General features: G+C 72.4%; 15 protein-coding genes and 1 riboswitch. Of the genes, 12 read left to right on the forward strand and 3 right to left on the reverse strand.

Translation table 11 applies throughout. From position 1 onward, the window contains the following. The first annotated feature begins 66 nt into the window (after window positions 1-66). The gene (locus ACWGJY_RS16670; protein WP_453261525.1) at window positions 67-1,329 is read left to right on the forward strand and encodes an ROK family transcriptional regulator; all 1,263 of its coding nucleotides are present in this window, start codon (window positions 67-69) and stop codon (window positions 1,327-1,329) included. A 64-nt stretch (window positions 1,330-1,393) separates the two neighbouring features. Here ACWGJY_RS16670 and ACWGJY_RS16675 read toward each other — a convergent pair whose 3' ends face one another. Continuing rightward, the gene (locus tag ACWGJY_RS16675; RefSeq protein ID WP_453261526.1) at window positions 1,394-2,173 is read right to left on the reverse strand and encodes an SDR family oxidoreductase; all 780 of its coding nucleotides are present in this window, start codon (window positions 2,171-2,173) and stop codon (window positions 1,394-1,396) included. A 175-nt stretch (window positions 2,174-2,348) separates the two neighbouring features. After that, a riboswitch (FMN riboswitch) is annotated at window positions 2,349-2,479 on the forward strand. Window positions 2,480-2,662: 183 nt separating this feature from the next. Between ACWGJY_RS16675 and ribD the strand changes: the two genes are divergently transcribed. From ribD to ACWGJY_RS16725, 10 genes are all read left to right on the forward strand, one after another. Continuing rightward, window positions 2,663-3,757, forward strand: coding sequence for a bifunctional diaminohydroxyphosphoribosylaminopyrimidine deaminase/5-amino-6-(5-phosphoribosylamino)uracil reductase RibD (gene ribD / locus ACWGJY_RS16680; RefSeq protein WP_453261560.1), 1,095 nt, complete (start codon window positions 2,663-2,665; stop codon window positions 3,755-3,757). Window position 3,758: 1 nt separating this feature from the next. Beyond that, window positions 3,759-4,430: a riboflavin synthase gene (locus ACWGJY_RS16685; RefSeq protein WP_453261527.1), complete on the forward strand. Its 672-nt coding sequence runs from the start codon at window positions 3,759-3,761 to the stop codon at window positions 4,428-4,430. After that, window positions 4,427-5,080: a nicotinamide mononucleotide transporter family protein gene (locus ACWGJY_RS16690; RefSeq protein WP_453261528.1), complete on the forward strand. Its 654-nt coding sequence runs from the start codon at window positions 4,427-4,429 to the stop codon at window positions 5,078-5,080. The genes ACWGJY_RS16685 and ACWGJY_RS16690 overlap by 4 nt, the downstream gene beginning before the upstream one ends. After that, window positions 5,077-6,498: a bifunctional 3,4-dihydroxy-2-butanone-4-phosphate synthase/GTP cyclohydrolase II gene (locus tag ACWGJY_RS16695; RefSeq protein ID WP_453261529.1), complete on the forward strand. Its 1,422-nt coding sequence runs from the start codon at window positions 5,077-5,079 to the stop codon at window positions 6,496-6,498. The genes ACWGJY_RS16690 and ACWGJY_RS16695 overlap by 4 nt, the downstream gene beginning before the upstream one ends. A 54-nt stretch (window positions 6,499-6,552) precedes the next feature. Then, the gene (gene ribH / locus ACWGJY_RS16700; RefSeq protein WP_086720683.1) at window positions 6,553-7,038 is read left to right on the forward strand and encodes a 6,7-dimethyl-8-ribityllumazine synthase; all 486 of its coding nucleotides are present in this window, start codon (window positions 6,553-6,555) and stop codon (window positions 7,036-7,038) included. Between the two features lie 82 nt (window positions 7,039-7,120). Next, window positions 7,121-7,393: a phosphoribosyl-ATP diphosphatase gene (locus ACWGJY_RS16705; RefSeq protein WP_086720687.1), complete on the forward strand. Its 273-nt coding sequence runs from the start codon at window positions 7,121-7,123 to the stop codon at window positions 7,391-7,393. Window positions 7,394-7,446: 53 nt separating this feature from the next. Further along, window positions 7,447-8,295 carry an ATP phosphoribosyltransferase gene (gene hisG, locus ACWGJY_RS16710; protein WP_453261530.1) on the forward strand — a complete coding sequence of 283 codons (849 nt, stop codon included), beginning with the start codon at window positions 7,447-7,449 and terminating at the stop codon, window positions 8,293-8,295. Between the two features lie 57 nt (window positions 8,296-8,352). After that, window positions 8,353-8,805 (forward strand): PH domain-containing protein, encoded by a 453-nt coding sequence (locus ACWGJY_RS16715; RefSeq protein WP_453261531.1) that lies wholly within the window; start codon window positions 8,353-8,355, stop codon window positions 8,803-8,805. Between the two features lie 174 nt (window positions 8,806-8,979). Then, on the forward strand, window positions 8,980-10,353 hold the full coding sequence (locus ACWGJY_RS16720) for a hemolysin family protein (protein ID WP_453261532.1): 1,374 nt from the start codon (window positions 8,980-8,982) through the stop codon (window positions 10,351-10,353). Further along, a complete protein-coding gene (locus ACWGJY_RS16725) occupies window positions 10,350-11,477 on the forward strand; it encodes a hemolysin family protein (protein ID WP_453261533.1) in 1,128 nt (375 codons plus the stop codon). Before ACWGJY_RS16720 ends, ACWGJY_RS16725 begins: the two co-directional genes overlap by 4 nt. Window positions 11,478-11,996: 519 nt before the next feature. Here ACWGJY_RS16725 and ACWGJY_RS16730 read toward each other — a convergent pair. Beyond that, window positions 11,997-13,892, reverse strand: a complete 1,896-nt coding sequence (locus tag ACWGJY_RS16730) for an AAA family ATPase (RefSeq protein WP_453261534.1) — start codon at window positions 13,890-13,892, stop codon at window positions 11,997-11,999. A gap of 477 nt (window positions 13,893-14,369) precedes the next feature. Next, a complete protein-coding gene (locus tag ACWGJY_RS16735; protein WP_453261535.1) occupies window positions 14,370-14,954 on the reverse strand; it encodes a uridine kinase family protein in 585 nt (194 codons plus the stop codon). A 204-nt stretch (window positions 14,955-15,158) separates the two neighbouring features. Between ACWGJY_RS16735 and ACWGJY_RS16740 the strand changes: the two genes are divergently transcribed. Continuing rightward, the gene (locus ACWGJY_RS16740) at window positions 15,159-16,556 is read left to right on the forward strand and encodes a peptidase C39 family protein (RefSeq protein WP_453261536.1); all 1,398 of its coding nucleotides are present in this window, start codon (window positions 15,159-15,161) and stop codon (window positions 16,554-16,556) included. Window positions 16,557-16,559 lie beyond the last annotated feature (3 nt).

A 16,559-nucleotide genomic window follows, 5' to 3' on the forward strand; every position in this document is an offset into this window, starting at 1 on the left:
CGGAAATTATCAGGAACCCTGCCTGATAATAAGGGAATTGACCCGCCAGGATGGCAGAATCCCGCCATGGACGCACCGCGCGCGGTGGCCGCCGGCCGCACCGCCTCCCCGACCACCGCACGGCTGATCAACGACCGTCTCGCTCTGCAACTCCTGCGATCGGAAGGAGTTTTGACGGCAGGTCAGCTCAAGGCGCTGACCGGACTGTCCCGGCCGACCGTGGCGGACCTCGTCGAACGACTCCAGAAGGCCGGGCTGATCGCCGTGGTCGGCGAGAGTGGCAGCCGGCGGCGCGGACCCAATGCCCGGCTCTACGGAATCGTCGCCGACCGGGCCCATCTCGTCGGTCTCGATCTGCGCACGCACAGTGTCACCGCCGCGGTCGCCGACCTCCTCGGCGAGGTACGCGCCGAGCGCACCGCCACCATCGGCCCTGACGACGCCCCCGGCGCGGCCGTCGCCACCGCCCTCGACGTCGTGGACAAGGCCCTCGCCGCGGCGGGCGCCCCTCCACCGCACACCATCGCCGTCGGCGCCCCGGGACTGGTCGACCCCGCCACCGGGCGGCCGGGCGGCACCGACTGGATTCCGTCCTGGCACATCGCGCTGGTCGGCGAGCTGCGCGCACGGCGGGCCGTACCGGTCCTGCTGGAGAACGAGGTCAATCTCGCCGCCGTCGCCGAGCAGCGCGACGGCGCGGCCCGCGACCGCGACACCTTCGTCCTGCTCTGGCTCGGCCACGGCACCGGCGCGGCGGTGGTCCTGGACGGCACGCTGCGGCGCGGCGCCTCGGGCGGCACCGGCGAGATCGGCTTTCTGCCGGTCCCCGGCACCGCCGCGCTGCCCTCCGCAAGCGGCTGCGACGGCGGCTTCCACTCCCTGGCCGGCTCCGCCGCGATCTGCGCACTCGCCGCGGAACACGGCCTGTCCGCCGGGGCCGGCGCCGGTCCCGAGGCGCCGGACGCGCCCTCGCCCGGCACCGACGCCGCTGCCGGCACCGACGCCCCGCCCGCCGAAGCCGTCGTACGGGCCGCGGTGGCCGCCGGCGACGCCGGCGCGGCCTTCCTCGACGCGCTGGCCGCGCGGATCGCCCTCGGCGTGGCGGCGGTGTGCGCGGTGCTCGACCCCGGGTGTGTCGTCCTCGGCGGGGAGGTCGGCCGCGGCGGCGGCGAGGAACTCGCCGGCCGGGTCGCCGGCCACCTGGCCCGGCTCTCCCCGCTGCGCACCGAGGTACGGGCAGGGACGGTCGGCGGGCGGGCGGTGCTGCGCGGCGCCGTCCTCGCCGCGCGGGACGCCGCACAGCACGCACTGTGCGCACCCGCGGGCTGAGCACCGGCGCGCCCCGCCGGTCAGTCCGGGCGCTCCGGGTCGCTCGGGCGCTCCCGGTGGCCCGTCATCGCCGTGCCCCGTCGCCCGCCCGCTCCGCGAGGAACTCGGCGTAGGTGCGCCGGCCGTCGGCGTGTTCCGGGGTGAGGTTGCCGCCGCGGCGCAGAGCCGCGGCGGCGGCCCCCGGCAGCCGCAGCGGCATCAGCAGCCGGCGCCGCCCGCCCGCTTCGAGCGTGGCCCGTACGAGATCCCGGGCGTCCAGCACCTCGGGGCCGCCCAGGTCCGTGACCCGCCCGGCCGGCGCACCGGCGGCCAACTCGGCCAGCCGGTCCGCCACTTCGCGTACCTCGACCGGCTGCACCCGTACGCCCGTCGGCACCGGGAGCACCGGCGACCGGGCACCCGCCTTGATCACGTCGAGTACCAGAGGGTGGAACTGCGTGGCCCGCAGCACCGTCCAGCCGATACCGGAGCCCTCGATCAGACGCTCCACCGTGAGCTTGGTGCGGTAGTAGCCGATCGGGACCCGGTCCACGCCGACGATCGAGATGTACACCAGATGCGGGACGCCCGCCGCCTTGGCCGCCTCGACGAGCCGCCCGGCCGCCTCGACGTCACCGCCGGCCGGCGACGAGGCACAGTGCACGATCGCGTCCACACCCGCCACCGCTTCGGCCAGGCCCGTGCCGTCGCGCAGATCGACCGCATACGACCGCGGCCGCGGTCGGGCCGTGCCGGTGTGCGGCCGCCGGCTCAGCGACCGGACGTCATGGCCGTCGTCGAGCAGCCGGCCGACGAGGGGCCGCCCGAGTGTGCCCGTGCCGCCGGTCACCAGAATTGTCGCCATCGCGGATCAGTCCTTGAAGAGGAGAAGGAGCGGGGTACGTTCCCGCTATGACGGATCACGCGTGCCGTCTGTGACAGGCGGCGCGCCGGGGGTGCTGTGAGGCAGCCCACAGCGCTTCGCCCGCATGGGCGACTACCGGGCGTGGCAGACTGAAGCTGTACTGACATAAAAGCAGCAGCGCACTCCGGGGTCGGTGTAATTCCGAACCGGCGGTAACAGTCCGCGACCCGTCCACCGCCAGTGGCCGGTTGAGCAGGTGAAATTCCTGCACCGACGGTGAAAGTCCGGATGGGAGGCAGTGCGCGGCGGGCCAGCTTCGGTACACCGCCGTCGGCGGCGCGTCCGGTTTTTTCCGGGCGGGCTCTCCTTTCCGGTCGCGGTGTCCCCGTGGCGTTGTTCCGCTTTCTGTCGTCCAGACAGCCCCGGAGTCCGTGCCCTGAGAGGCAGGAGGACCCGGTGGCCACCGCAGCCCCCGTCGAGACCGCGGCGATGCGCCGAGCCATCGAGCTCGCCGCGCGCGGTCTCGGGCACACCAGCCCCAACCCCGTGGTCGGCTGTGTCGTCCTGGACTCCGCGGGCCGCGCGGTGGGCGAGGGCTGGCATCAGCGGGCCGGCGGGCCGCACGCCGAGATCCACGCACTGCGCGCCGCGGGCGAGCGGGCCCGGGGCGGCACCGCACTGGTCACCCTCGAACCCTGCAACCACACCGGCCGCACCGGCCCCTGCGCCCAGGCGCTGATCGACGCCGGGATCGTCCGCGTCGTCTACGCCGTCTCCGACCCCGACCCGACCGCCACCGGCGGCGCCGTCACCCTGGCCGACGCCGGGATCGACGTCGAGGGCGGACTGCTCGCCGACGAGGCCGCCGCCGGCAACGAGGCCTGGCTGACCTCCGTCCTGCGCGGCCGCCCATTCGTGCTGTGGAAGTACGCCGCCACCCTCGACGGCCGGATCGCCGCCGCCGACGGCACCAGCCGCTGGATCTCCTCCCCGCAGTCGCGCGCCGATGTGCACCGGCTGCGGGCCGCCGCGGACGCCGTCATCGTCGGCTCCGGTACCGCCCGCGCCGACGACCCGCAGCTCGGAGCGCGGATCAGCGGGCTGTCCGACGACGAGATCAGCCAGCCGCTGCGGGTCGTCGTCGACTCCGGCGCCACCGCCGTCAAGGCGGGCGCCCGCGTGCTGGACGGCTCCGCGCCCACCCTGATCGCGGTCGCCGAGGACGCCGACACCGGCCACCTCGAAGGCCTGGCCCCGATCGTCCGGCTGCCGCGCGCCGCCGACGGACCCGGGCTGCACATCCCCGCACTGCTCCAGGCCCTGTACGCGCGCGAGGTGCGCTCCGTCCTGCTCGAAGGCGGCCCCACGCTCGCCGGGGCCTTCCTCGCCGCCCAGGCCGTCGACAAGGTCGTCGGCTACCTCGCCCCGGTGCTGCTCGGCGCCGGACCGGCGGCGGTCGGCGACGCCAAAATCACCACCATCGCCCAGGCGGTGCGGCTCGACGTGACCGGCACCGAACGGCTCGGACCCGACCTGCGCATCACCGCCACTCCCCTTCGCCACGCCCTCCACGAGGAGAACTGAAGTGTTCACCGGAATCGTCGAAGAACTGGGTGAGGTCGTCGCCGTCGAGAACCTCGGTGACGCTCCCCCGGCCACCACTGGGGGAGTCCCCGGCCGCTCCGCCCGCTTCCGGCTGCGCGGCCCCGTCGTCACCGAGGACGCCAAGCACGGCGACTCGATCGCCGTCAACGGCGTCTGTCTGACCGTCGTGGACACCGCCGACGGTGAGTTCACCGCCGATGTGATGGCCGAAACGCTCAACCGCTCCAGCCTCGGCGCGCTGGTCGCCGGCTCGCGGGTCAATCTGGAGCGCCCCATGGCGCTCGGCGGGCGGCTGGGCGGACACCTCGTCCAGGGACATGTCGACGGCACCGGCACCCTCGTCGAGCGCATCCCCGGCGAACACTGGGAGATCGTCAAGATCGCGCTGCCGGCCGCGCTGTCCCGCTACGTCGTCGAGAAGGGCTCCATCACCGTCGACGGTGTCAGCCTCACCGTCGTCGACGCCGCCGACGACTACTTCACCATCAGCCTCATCCCCACCACCCTCGCCCTGACCACCCTGGGCATCAAGAAGGCCGGCGACCCCGTCAACCTCGAGGTCGACGTCCTCGCCAAGTACGTCGAGCGGCTGCTCGCCCGGGGCACCGGCGACCTCAAGGATCTCGACGAGCTCAAGGAGATGGACCGGTGAGCGTCCTCGAAACGCTGAACGGCCAGGCCTTCACGGCCTTCGGACAGCACGTCATCTGGTCGGACATGATCGGCAACAGCATCGGTCTGACTGCCCTGGCACTCGGCTGGCGGCGCTCGATATGGACCTGGCCCGCCCAGTTCCTCTCCGGTGTGATCCTGGTCGCCGCCTATGCCTCCGCCCACCTCAGCGGCGGCGTCGGCAAGCAACTCCTCGTCATCGGCGTGGCGTTGTGGGGCTGGCGGCAGTGGCAGCGCGGCCGGCAGCAGGCCCAGGACGGCTCCATCGCCGTCCGCTTCGCCGGCTGGCGCGAGCGCGGTCTGCTGCTGGGTGGCACCGCCGTGGGCACCGCGGCCGTCGGCACCCTGTTCACCCTGCTCCCGCAGCTGTCCTGGAACCCCTGGCCGGACGCCTACATCTTCGTCGGCACCCTCGCCGCGATGGTCGCCCAGGCCCGCGGCCTGGTCGAGTTCTGGTTCGCCTGGCTGCTGGTCGACGTCGTCGGCGTCCCGCTCGCCTTCAGCAGCGGGCTCGCCTTCTCCGGCCTCGTCTACGTCGTCTATCTCGCCCTCGTCGTGTGGGGCATGCGCGACTGGTGGCTGCGCTCGCGCGCCGCCGGCCGCACCGTCCTGGAAGGAGCAGTGGCATGACCGCACTCAAGAGCTGGTACGCCACCGAGAACGCCGGCGAAGAGGCTTCCCTGGCGCTCGACCCGGTCGAGCAGGCCATCGCCGATATCGCCGCCGGCCGCCCCGTCGTCGTCGTGGACGACGAGAACCGCGAGAACGAGGGCGACCTCGTCGTCGCGGCGGAGAAGGCCACCCCCGAGATCGTCGCCTTCATGATGAGCGAGTGCCGCGGGCTGATCTGCGCCCCCATGGAGGGCCCGGAGCTGGACCGGCTGGAACTCCCGCAGATGGTCGAGCACAACACCGAGTCGATGCGGACCGCCTTCACCGTCTCCGTCGACGCCACCGCCGCGCACGGCGTGACCACCGGCATCTCCGCCGCCGACCGCGCCACCACCTTGCGGCTGCTCGCCTCCGGCGAGTCCGTCGCCGACGACTTCGTCCGGCCCGGCCACATCTTCCCGCTGCGCGCCCGGCCCGGCGGGGTGCTGGTCCGCAACGGCCACACCGAGGCCGGTGTCGACCTCGCCCGGCTGGCCGGACTGCGCCCGGCCGCCGCCATCGTGGAGATCGCCGGTGAGGACGGCACGATGCTGCGGCTGCCCGAGCTGGTGCCGTTCGCCCGCAAGCACGGACTGTCGATCATCTCCATCGAGGATCTGATCGCCTACCGGCAGTCCTCCGGGCCCACCGTCCGCCGTGAGGCCGAGACCCGGCTGCCCACCGCACACGGCGAGTTCACCGCGTACGGCTACCGCTCCGCCGTCGACGGCGTCGAGCACATCGCGCTGGTCGCCGGCGAGCTCGGCGACGGCGAGGACGTCCTGGTCAGGGTCCACTCCGAGTGCCTGACCGGCGATATCTTCCACTCGTTGCGCTGCGACTGCGGGCCCCAGCTTCAGGCCTCGCTGCAGCAGGTCGCCGAGGCCGGCCGCGGCGTGGTGATCTACCTCCGTGGCCACGAGGGGCGCGGCATCGGGCTGCTGTCCAAGCTGCGCGCCTACGAACTCCAGGAGCGCGGCCGCGACACCCTCGACGCCAACCTCGAACTGGGCCTGCCCGCCGATTCCCGCGACTACGCCGCCGGTGCGCAGATGCTCCAGGACCTCGGCGTGCGCTCACTGCGCCTGATGACCAACAACCCCGACAAGACCGCCGCCCTGGTGCGGCACGGCCTCACGGTCACCGGCCGTGAGCCGATGCCCGTCAAGGCCGGTGAACACAACCTGCGGTATCTGCGCACCAAGCGGGACCGGATGGGGCACGACCTGCCCTGGCTGGACCCCGGTGCCGGCACCGTTCCCCGAGCTGTCGAATCCTCCGTTGGCCCCTCGGCTCCGCCCGCGCAGGGGGGACCCCGGGGCACCGGAGCGGCCCCCGGCACCGGAGCGGCCGGTGCCGCCTCCTCCGCTGTCGCGGCCACCTGCGACAACCAGTAGCCACCCGGCACCACGTCATCACCCACCAGCACCATCACCCGTAAGAGGAGAACCGTGAGCGGCAAGGGCGCACCCGAACTGACCGTGAAGAACTGTGGCGACCTGCGGGTGGCCGTCATCGCGGCGCAATGGCACGAGCAGGTGATGAACGGCCTCGTGGACGGAGCGCTGCGCGCCCTCACCGAGCTCGGCATCGACGAGCCCACCCTGCTGCGGGTGCCCGGCGCCTTCGAGCTGCCGGTCGTCGCCAAGGTGCTGGCCGGCCGCGGCTACGACGCGGTGGTCGCTCTCGGCGTGGTCATCAAGGGCGGCACCCCGCACTTCGACTACGTCTGCCAGGGCGTCACCCAGGGCCTGACCCAGGTGTCGGTGGACACCGGCGTTCCGGTCGGCTTCGGCGTGCTGACCTGCGACACCGAGCAGCAGGCACTCGACCGGGCCGGCCTCGAAGGCTCCACCGAGGACAAGGGCCACGAAGCGGTCACCGCCGCCGTCGCCACCGCCGCGACCCTGCGCACCGTGTCCGAGCCCTGGCGCTGACAGCCCGCCCCGCACCCGCCACCGGCCTTCGGCCGAGGCGCTGCGCGCCGCAGCCGCATCTCCGCGTAGGGTGGTCACCATCATGTCCAAGAAGACGTTCGAGGAGCTCTTCTCCGAGCTCCAGCAGAAGGCCGCCACGGGCGACCCCGCCACCTCCCGTACCGCCGAGCTGGTGCAGGCCGGTGTCCATACGATCGGCAAGAAGGTCGTCGAGGAGGCCGCCGAGGTGTGGATGGCCGCCGAGTACGAATCCGACGAGGCCGCCGCCGAGGAGATCTCCCAGCTCCTCTACCACCTCCAGGTCATGATGGTCGCCAAGGGCATCTCCCTCGACGACGTCTACGCCCACCTCTGATCCACCCCCTGCACCCGTCGCAACACCCCTCACCCGCAAAGGAACTCGCTCTCATGCTGCGCATCGCTGTCCCCAACAAGGGTTCACTGTCCGAGCCTGCGTCGGCGATGCTCCATGAGGCCGGCTACCGCCAGCGCAAGGACCGCAGGGAACTGGTCCTGGTCGACGCCGAGAACGAGGTCGAGTTCTTCTTCCTGCGCCCGCGCGACATCGCGGTCTACGTCGGCTCCGGAAAGCTCGACATCGGCATCACCGGCCGTGACCTGCTGCTGGACTCCGGCTCGCCGGCCGAGGAGATCCTCCAGCTCGGCTTCGCCGGCTCGACGTTCCGCTACGCCACCCGCCCGGGTACCGCCAAGGACGTCACCGAGTTCGGCGGCATGACCATCGCCACCTCGTTCTCCGGCCTGGTCCGGCAGCACCTCGCCGACAACGGCGTGGACGCCTCCGTCGTCCACCTCGACGGCGCCGTGGAGACCGCCATCCAGCTCGGCGTCGCCGAGATCATCGCGGACGTCGTGGAGACCGGCACCACCCTGCGCAACGCCGGCCTGGAGATCATCGGCGAGCCGATCCTGAAGTCCGAGGCCGTGGTCATCCGCGGCACCGGTGCGCCGGACGACGACCCGAAGGTGCGCCAGTTCCTGCGCCGTATGCAGGGCGTCCTGGTCGCCCGGCGGTACGTGATGATGGATTACGACATCCGGGTCGAGCACGTCGAGAAGGCCGTCGGCCTCACTCCGGGCCTGGAGTCGCCGACCGTCTCCCCGCTGCACCACGAGGGCTGGGTCGCGGTCCGCTCGATGGTCCCGTCCAGCGACGCCCAGCGCATCATGGACGAGCTCTACGACCTCGGCGCCCGCGCGATCCTGACCACCGGCATCCACGCCTGCCGGCTGTAACCGGCGGCCACCGACCAGCCATACCCACCGCCGCACCCCCGACGGAAGACCGACGACGTGTCCGCGCCCCTGCCCAGCCTCCCGGTGACGTTCCGGCCGACCCGCACCCGGGTCGTCCTGTACGCCGTCGGCATCGCCCAGCTCGCCGCCCTCACGGTGATCGCGCTGCTGCTGCCGAAGCTGACCGGCGGCGAGCGGCTCAGCTTCGTCATCACCGGACTGCTGGTGCTCGGCGTCCTCCTGCTGCTCAGCCGCCCCAGGGTGGTGGCGCGGCAGGAGGGCATCACGGTGATCAACCTCACCACCCGGCGCGAACTGGCCTGGGCCCAGGTCGTGCGCGTCAACCTCCGCGAAGGCGACGCCTGGGTCCATCTCGATCTCGCCGACGGCACCAGCCTGCCCGCCATGGGCATCCAGCCCGGTATCGCCAAGGAGCAGGCCATCCGGGACGCCCGTGCGCTGCGCGACCTCACCGAGAAGCACGGTGCGCTCGACCACACGGCCGGTTGAGCCTGCCCTAATCAGGCTCCCGCTGTTTACTCTGTTCTCCGGGGCGCACCGTGCGCCCTGCCCCACAGTGGGCTCACCACGACCCGAGGAGTGACTCCCTCCGGCAATGGACGGATCGTCCTGTAGTACCTGCGCCGCCCCTCCCCAACCCCCGCATACCACGGAGGCGGCGGCATGACCGACCCCCTGCTGCTGCTCGCCGCGGCTCTCGTCCTGATCCTGGCCAACGGTTTCTTCGTCGCTGCCGAGTTCGGACTCGTCACCGTCGAGAAGGCGGATGCCGAACGGGCCGCCGCCGACGGCGACCGCCGCGCCCCCACCGTCGTCTCCGCCCTGCGGGAACTCTCCTTCCAGCTGTCCGGCACCCAACTGGGCATCACGATCACCTCTTTGGTGGTCGGTATGCTCGCCGAACCCGCGCTGGCCGAGCTGCTGTCCGGCCCGCTGGCCGCCACGGGCCTGCCCGCGGGCGCGGTCCCCGGCACCGCCGTCGTGCTCGGCATGCTGCTGGCCTCCGCGGTCCAGATGGTCGTCGGAGAGCTGGTGCCCAAGAACTGGGCGGTTTCCAAGCCGCTGCCCGTCGCCCGGGTCGTCGCCGGCCCCCAGCGGGCCTTCTCCCGCTTCTTCCGCCCGGTGATCACCCTGCTGAACACCGTCGCCAACCGCCTGGTGCGCGCCCTGGGCGTGGAGCCGACCGATGAGCTGGCCTCCGCCCGCACCCCCGGCGAACTGGTCTCGCTCGCCCGGCACTCCGCCCTCGCCGGAGCCCTGGAGCAGGACACCGCGGATCTGTTCGTCCGCACTCTCTCGCTGGGCGACCTGACCGCGGAGAACGTCATGACGCCGCGCGTCCGGGTGAGCGCCCTGCAGGCGTCGGCGACCGCCGAGGACGTGGTCAACCTGACCCGCGCCACCGGGCTCTCCCGCTTCCCCGTCTACCACACCCGCCTCGACGAGGTCGTCGGCATGGTGCACCTCAAGGACGCACTGGCCGTCCCGGCGCACGACCGCCTGCGCATCCCCGCGGGACGGATCGCGGTGCCGCCGCTGCTGGTGCCCGAGACCCTGCCGGTGCAGCCGCTGCTGGAGCGGCTGCGCAGCGAACAGCCGATAGCGGTGGTCGTCGACGAGTACGGCGGCACGGCCGGTGTGGTCACCCTGGAGGACATCATCGAGGAACTCGTCGGCGAGGTCCGCGACGAGCACGACGGGGTGGATCTGCCCGAACTGGGCCAGGCTCCGCCCGAGGAGGGCCGCCCCGCCTGGGACGCCGACGGCGGCTGCCGGGTGGACACCCTGCGGCGGATCGGCCTGGAGGCGCCGGAAGGGCCGTACGAGACGGTGGCAGGACTGGTGGCACACATACTCGGCCGGATCCCGGCCCCCGGCGATATCGCGGAGCTCGACGGCTGGCGGCTGCGGGTGCGGCTGGTCTCGCACCACCGCGCCGAGCGGATAAGGATCGTCCGGACCGCCACCGTCACGGCGCCCGCCGCCCCCGAGGCACCCCGTGAGCCCGTCGTGGTGGGCGCGGAGGTGGCCCGATGACGCTGGCCCAGCTGCTCTTCGCGGTGCTGCTCGTCCTTGCCAACGGGTTCTTCGTCGGCGCCGAGTTCGCCCTGGTCTCCGTACGTCGCAGTCAGATCGAACCCCTGGCGACCGAAGGCTCCACCCGCGCCCGGCAGGTGCTGCACGGCCTGGAGAACCTCCCGCAGATGATGGCCGCCGCCCAGTTCGGCATCACCGTCTGCTCCCTGACGCTCGGTGCGGTCGCCGAGCCGACCGTCGCCCACCTCCTGGAGCCGGTCTTCGCGGCCGTCCGGCTCCCCGCGGCGCTGGTCCACCCGCTGGGCTATGTCCTCGCCCTGGTGCTGGTGGTCTTCCTCCACCTCGTCATCGGCGAGATGGTCCCCAAGAACCTGGCGATGGCGGCGCCCGAGAAGACCGCCCTGTGGTTCAGCCCCGGCCTCGTCGCCTTCGCGCGGCTGTGCCGACCGGTCACCGCGCTGCTCGGCGCCTGTGCCCACGGGGTGCTGCGGATCTTCCGAGTGGAACCGAAGGACGAGGTCGAGGCGGTCTTCACGAGTGAGCAGCTGACCCATCTCGTCGAGGACTCGGGCCAGGCGGGCCTGCTCGAACCGGCTGAACAGGAGCAGCTCTCCGACGTGCTGGAACTGGGCAGCCGGCCGGTCACGGACGTGCTCCTCGACCGGGCCGGACTGGTCACCGTCGAGCCGACCGTGACGCCCCGCCAGGTGGAGGAGCTGACCGTACGGACCGGCTACTCCCGCTTCCCGGTGTGTGCGCCCGGTGGTGCATATATGGGCTATCTGCATGTCAAGGACGTCCTTGACCTGGAGGAACGCGACCGCGCGGTGCCTCAGCGCATCTGGCATCCGATGACGACGCTGCGCGCCGAGCTGCCCTTGGACGATGCTCTGACGGCGATGCGCCGGGCCGCCTCCCATCTGGCAGCGGTCGCCGATGCGACCGGCCGGGTGCTCGGCCTGGTCGCGCTGGAGGACGTCCTGGAGATGCTGGTGGGCGAGGTCCGCGACCCGGCCCACCGCCGGGCACCCGCCGCCCGCGGCCGCAGGGGCGCGGGGGACCGGGTCAGCGAGCCCCGGGAGGAGGCACCGCTGCCGGCGGAGGACCGGGCCCTGGCGCGCTGAGCGGGGGTGGGGCACGTCCGGGCCGGACGTGCCGCCTCGGGCCGGACGTTCCGCTCCGAGCTGGGCTTTCCTTTCCGTGTCGGACGGGGCGGGGCGGACTGGGGCGGGCTGGGGCGGTGAGGTGCGGTGATGAATCGTCCTGCCCGGTGCCGGTGCCGGTGCCGGTGCGGGTGCGGGTGCCGGTGCCGGTGTCCGGATCGCGGATGTCCGGGGGCCGGTACCTGGCGGCGGTTCGGACCGGTCCGCCTGCCGCCGCGAGCGCCGGGCGGCACCGGGGAGTGATCTTCGGGGGCCGTCCTCGGGGGGATCCCTGATCCGTTGACGGGGCCGTCCGGGGGCTTTCCCGGATGCCGTGGTTGATCACGGTGCGGCAAGCTCGCAGACATGAACCCATCACGGAGCACATCCCGTTGGCGTCGCAGGCCCATGGCGACCGCCGCGGTGTTACCGGTCAGCGGCACCCTCGGAGCCGCCACCCCCGTCGCACGCCTGCCCGGACGAGGGGAGCCACCGCCCGGGTCAGAGATCCCGCCCCTTCTGCGGCGGGCCCTGGATGTCCGGGCCCCGGCCCGAGAGGACCTCGCCGTAGGCCTGCATCAGGTCGGGCAGCCGGAGGGTGGCGAGATCGTCGCGGGTGGGGGTGCCGCGCCAGGTGGAGAGCCGCAGATCGCGGTAGGCACAGCTCTTCTCGTACAACGTGCGCAGAAAGCGCCCGTTGCCCAGCTCGTCGATCCAGCCCTGGTCGACGACATGGCCGCTGATGCTGCACAGCTCGTCGCGGGACTCGTCGTCCCAGCGGTCGCCGTTCTCGGCGGCCAGGACCTCGCCGATCGCGGTCAGCTCCAGCGGCCGGTAGCTGGGGAAGTCGACGCGGCTGGTGAAGCGGGAGGACAGGCCCGGGTTGGCGGCCAGCAGCCGGTCCATGCCCTCTGGGTAACCCGCCAGGATGACGACGAGCCGGTCGCGGTTGTCCTCGGCACGCTTGAGCAGCACCTGAAGTGCCTCGTCGCCATAGGCGTCGCCCTTGCTGTAGCCGGAGTTGGACAGGCTGTACGCCTCGTCGACGAACAGCACCCCGCCCAGCGCCGAGTCGATCAGCTCATTGGCCTTGACCGCGGTCTGGCCGAGGAATTCGCCGACGAGATCGGACCGTTGGGCCTCCACGAGATGGTCGCCGCCGAGGAGCCCCAGGGCGTAGAAGACCCGCCCGAGTATCCGGGCCACGGTGGTCTTGCCGGTGCCGGACGGCCCGGAGAAGACGAAGTGTCGTTTCGGCGGCTGGACCGGCAGGCCCTGGCTCGCGCGCAGCCGGGCCATCCGCAGCTGGGCCGACAGCGCGCGCACCTGCCGTTTGACCGGCTCCATGCCGACCATCCGCTCCAGCTCCGCCAGGGCCTTCTCCAGCAGCACCGGATCGGCGGGCCCGGCGGGCAGCCGCTCGGCGCCGCGCGGCACCGGCGCCGCCGCCTTGACCCGGGCCGCGGCATCGCTCCCGGCCGGAGCGCCACCCAGGTCCCCGCCCGGCCCGTCCGCCTCGCCGGTCACCAGCAGCTCACGGCCGTCGACCGGATCGAGCGGGGCCGGATCGCCGCCGGCCTCCTGGCCGAGGCCGGACGCGGAGACCGTCGCGAGATCGGCGCCCTCGTCCAGGCCGTCCCCCTCCGCGATGGCGGCGAGCCGTGCCGCGGTGTCCATGAAGGCCGGGTCGACGCGGTGCACCGCGCGGTAGAGGGGGAGCGCCGCGGCGCTGCGGCCGGTGCCCTCATGGGCGCGGGCGAGCCAGTAGCGCAGCTCCTTGCGCTGCGGCTGCTCGCTGCGGCAGCGCATCAACGCGGACGACAGCAGCGGCTCGGCCTGCCTGTACATCTCCAGCCGCACCCGCGCCATCCCGCCGAACAGCCCGGCCTCGATACCCAGCACCGGATCGCCGAGCAGCGGCTCGGTGTGCCGTACGAGCTGGTCCCAGTCCTTGACGAGATAGGCGCGGCAGGCGTGCAGAAAGCGCACCTGGGGGTCGGTGTCGACCGGCGGGCAGCCGGCCAGCGCCTGGTCCAGCTCGGCGACATGACGCCCGTCGAGCCAGTGGGAGGCGTGCGCGAGCAGCAGATCGCGCCCGCTCTCCAGCACCGGCTGCACCCACCAGCCCAGCCAGTACCAGGAGTTGAGGGTGCGTCGGTGGCGGGTGCGCATCTCACCGAAGCGGTCGCGGTGCCGGTGCATCCGCAGCAGTGCGATGGAGGTGTCGGCGCGCAATGCGTGCAGACCGAGCCAGGCATCGGCCATCGACGGATCGAGTCGTACCGCGGCCCGGAATTCCTCCTCCGCCTGCGGATAGGCGCCCACGGTGTAAGCGTCCACCGCGCGCAGCCAGGCGAGCTCGGCCGGGGCGGGCGAACCCTGAGCGCCGACATCCATCCCGTCCCCCCACAAAATGTCCCCCCGAGTACCGCCGGGCCAGTGCCATGGCCGCGGCCTTTCGAACCGGCGTACGGCGGGCGGGAGTTGATCCCCTCCGCGCGCACAGCGGTGCCGGCCTGCGGTGGCACAGACTCGCATCGTACCTGCGGGATCGGTGCAGGCCGTAGAGGGCGGCACGGGGCAAGAGCAGGTGACGCGACGCGACGCGGCGGCGGGAAGGACACGGTGACCCAGGGTGAGGGAAGGGCGGCACCGAGCCGCGGAAAGAGGTGATTTTACGCAGAACGAAGCCCCCGATCACGGGGGAACAACCGGGGGCTTCGCATCTGCGGGCGGTCCGTAGAACCGCACATTGAGAACGTAAGTCCTGTACGCCCCCCAGGTCAAGCCGAGTTGGGGCACTCGGCGGGTCCCTGTCGGCGCCGTCCGGCCCATCGGCCGCGGTCCGTTACGGAGCGTGAAATACGGGACCGGTCATGGCCTCGCGGAAGGCCCCACGAGCACCTCGTACCCCACCTTCTTCTGGTGCACCAGGAAATCGGCATGTGGACGCGAGGGGTCCGCTGCGAAGTGCGCGCGCTCCGCCGGAATCCAGCCACTCCAGAACGCGGAGAGCCCCGGTCCGTCCCGGAGTCGCCCCCTTTCCCAGGAGTGTTCGCTCGCCAGTTCCATCCACAGCAGGCACGCCAGATGGGGCCGCAGTGCCCGCCGGCCCGTGCCCACGCCTTCGACCAGCACCAGCGGCGCGGGTGCCAGCTCGCGCTCCTCGGTGAACTCCCCACGCACCCAGTCGTAGACGCCGTACCGCGCCTTCTCGCCCCGCGACAGCGGACCCAGGACCTGGTCGGCAAACCGCCCGCTCCAGGCGAACAGCTCCTCGTGGGTGGCGAGATCGTCGGTGTGTACCACCGGCGCACCGCCGAGCGCATCGGCCAGCCGCCCGGCGAAGGTGCTCTTGCCCGACCCGGCGTGCCCGTCCACCGCGATCAGCCGCACCGGCCCGCAGGACGGCGGCACGGTACGCAGCCGCGCGGCGAGCAACGCCAGATCACGATCCATTGCGCCAGCGTACGCGCGGGGTCCGCACCGCAGCCCGTGCCAGTGGTCCACACCCATATTCGTGCGGCGACGCGCGCCGCAGCGCCTTCCGAAGCAGGCCCGGAACGGGAATAGTTGAGCCACTGCTGATCCGCCCGTGCCCGCCCGCGGTCCCGGCCCGACCCTTCCCACCCGCTCGTACGCATCCGACTGGGGGACCCCACCATGACCAGCTCCGCGCCCCGGCGCACCGTCCTGGCCGCCGCGCTCGCCGCCGCGGCGGGTGTCGCCGCCCCCTCGGCGCAGGCCGCCGCCGCATCCCGCGGACCTGCCATCGCCCCGGCCACCGCCACCACTCCGGACGCCCCCGCGCGCCGATCGAAGAGCCTCGTGGACTATCACGCCTGGACCACTACAGCCGACTGGGCCCAGGGCCACGCCAAGGGCACCGCCCTCGCGCACGGCGCCCGGCCCGGCATCCGCCTGGCGCACCCGGCCGGCACCGCCGACTACAAGGATCCGCACACCGGCCGGACCGCCGCCTGGGAGTACGCCACCTGGACGTCCCCGGTCCACCGCCTCCGGGTCCCGGCCACCGAGGTCGTCGCCTCCTGGAACGCACACACCCCGCCCGGCACATGGATCGCCGTCGAACTGCGCGGCACCTACACCGACGGTGGCCGCACCCCCTGGTACGTCATGGGCCGCTGGACCGCCGGCGACACCGACGCCGACATCCGGCGCACCTCCGTCGACGGCCAGAAAGACGGCAAGAGCAGCATCTCGACCGACACTTTTGCCATCGACACCCCGGCGAGCGGCCTCCGTCTGACCTCCTATGAACTCCGGGTCACCCTCTACCGCAAGCCCGGCGGCACCCTCACCCCCACCGTCTGGCGGCTGGGCGCCATGGGCTCGGACCTCCCCGACCGCTTCGAGGTGCCGGCGTCGGAGCCCGGAGCGGTCGGCCGCGAGCTGGTCGTCCCGCGCTACTCGCAGGAGATCCACAAGGGCCAGTACCCGGAGTACGACAACGGGGGCGAGGCATGGTGCAGCCCCACCTCCTCCCAGATGATCGTCGAATACTGGGGCCGCAGGCCCACCCAGCAGCAGCTGTCCTGGGTCAACCCCGACTACGCCGACCCTCAGGTCTGCCACGCCGCCCGCTACACCTTCGACTACCAGTACGACGGCTGCGGCAACTGGCCCTTCAACGCCGCCTATGCCGCCACGTACCCGGGCCTGCAGGGCGTCGTCACCCGCCTTTCCTCCCTCACGGACGCCGAACGCCTCGTCCATGCAGGCATCCCGGTCATCACCTCCCAGTCCTTCCTGAAGGCCGAACTCGACGGCGCGGGCTACGGCACCGCCGGCCATCTGATGACCGTCGTCGGCTTCACCAAGGACGGCGACGTCATCACCAACGACCCGGCCTCACCCGACGACGCCGCGGTCCGGCACGTCTACAAACGCCGCCAGTTCGAAAACATCTGGCTGAGGACGAAGCGTTACGACGAAAAAGGCCAGGTCAAGAGCGGTTCTGGGGGTGTCTGCTACCTCTACTTCCCGGTGAAGTCAGCACCAAGTCAGCACCGAGTCCTGCGCGAGCTCGGAATCCGGTAGGGG

Source organism: Streptomyces sp. NPDC054765, assembly GCF_053612065.1.